Source organism: Rhizobium sp. PEPV16 (assembly GCF_008919455.1).
GTDB lineage: Bacteria > Pseudomonadota > Alphaproteobacteria > Rhizobiales > Rhizobiaceae > Rhizobium > Rhizobium leguminosarum_Q.
This window is the reverse complement of record NZ_VSZV01000044.1, coordinates 1-1459: the sequence shown is the minus strand read 5'-3', so window position 1 is coordinate 1459 and position 1459 is coordinate 1. Positions and strand designations below refer to the sequence as shown.

General features: G+C 64.0%; 2 protein-coding genes and 1 pseudogene. 2 read left to right on the top strand and 1 reads right to left on the bottom strand.

What is annotated here, in order from left to right:
- A partial coding sequence (locus tag FY112_RS00340) for an NAD(P)/FAD-dependent oxidoreductase (protein ID WP_181018109.1) occupies positions 1 to 336 on the top strand: 336 nt, incomplete at its 5' end.
- 40 nt (positions 337 to 376) lie between these two features.
- On the opposite strand, the gene msrB is transcribed toward FY112_RS00340, so the two are convergent.
- Positions 377 to 862: a peptide-methionine (R)-S-oxide reductase MsrB gene (gene msrB / locus FY112_RS00335; protein WP_020051774.1), complete on the bottom strand. Its 486-nt coding sequence runs from the start codon at positions 860 to 862 to the stop codon at positions 377 to 379.
- Positions 863 to 1071: 209 nt separating this feature from the next.
- Between msrB and FY112_RS00330 the strand changes: the two are divergent.
- A pseudogene (locus tag FY112_RS00330) lies at positions 1072 to 1459 on the top strand (sigma-54-dependent Fis family transcriptional regulator); the annotation flags it as partial.

Genomic DNA, 1459 nt, shown 5'->3' with positions numbered 1-1459 from the left:
CGCAAGGGCGCCGGCCTCGACGGCGTCAAGGCTGCGCTGCTGCGCGAACTCGCTCCCGAGCGCGACCGAACCGATCCGGAGCCCCTCGCCGGCATGATCAAGGCCCTGCCGGTGCCGGTGATCGAAACCCGGCCGATCGCCGAGGCGATCTCCTCGGCCGGCGGCATCCGCTGGAGCAGCATCGACGAAAACTACATGTTGAAGGCACTGCCGGGCACCTTCGTCGCCGGCGAAATGCTCGACTGGGAAGCGCCGACCGGCGGTTATCTCCTCACCGCCTGCCTGGCGACCGGCCGGGCGGCAGCGCGTGGTATCGAAGCCTGGCTGCATCGCTAGGCGCAAGCAGTCATCAGCACCGAGTAAGGTCATCCCTGGATCAGGCCGAGGCCGGATGGAATGTCATGGCAAGCCCATTCATGCAGTAGCGAAGCCCGGTCGGCTTCGGGCCGTCATCGAAGACATGGCCGAGATGACCGCCGCAACGGCTGCAGTGCACGGCGGTGCGTGCCATGCCGAAAGTCGTGTCGCTCGTGGTGCGGACGGCTTTTTCGAGCGGCGCCCAGAAGCTCGGCCAGCCGGTGCCGCTGTCGAATTTGGTGGTCGAGGAAAAGAGGTCCTGGTCGCAGCCGGCGCAGGCGAAATTACCCTTTCGCTCCTCATGCAGCAGGGCACTGGTGAAGGGATGTTCCGTCCCCGCCTGGCGCAGGACGACATATTGATCCGGCGTCAGCAGCTTGCGCCATTCCTCCTCGGTATGGGTCACCGCAAACGTCTCGCCGGCAATCGTCTTGCCGGCTAGGCCCAAGTCAACCGCAAGCGCCCCAAAAGCGGCGCCCATCAGCAACAATCGTCTGTTCAGCATGGTCGGATCTCCTCGTCTGGCAAACCTTGCTTCTGCAAAGAACTACGAAAGAGAGGGTCTTTTGTTACGCCATGGCCGCCCAAACACCGAAATGTGATTTCCACCACTTTCGGTCAGGAAGCGCCGCATGCTGACGACCGCCAGCGCCGGCCGATTGCAAACCAGCCATTTTTCTATCAGAATGTGCTGAAGTTCGGTGGGAGGAGCCGATGCACGAACACTCAGCGCATGCCGAGCACGTCTACACGTCTGCCCAGCGCGATTCTGCGGCAGCCAGTTCTCCTGTTGTCGCCTCATGGCGGCGGTGCATGACCATGCACCAGCTCGCCCCCGAGGACCAGCGGGCTCCACTGCGCCTCACCGACCAGGAATTCCACCGTGCGCGCGAGCAGTCCGAACAGCTGATTGCCAGCGCGACGGAAGAGCTCGATCGTCTCTTTACCACCGTTGGCAGGGCCGGCTGCTGCCTGCTCCTGACCGACAAGAACGGCATCGCCCTGGAGCGCCGGGGGGCTGCCGGCGACGACAAGGAATTCCGCGAACTCGGCCTCTGGACCGGCTCGATTTGGACCGAGGCCAGCATCGGCACCAACGGCA

Bases quoted from the DNA above. Each gene is read 5' to 3' on its own strand.
- msrB (WP_020051774.1), bottom strand. From the start codon at position 862: ATGCTGAACAGACGATTGTTGCTGATGGGCGCCGCTTTTGGGGCGCTT.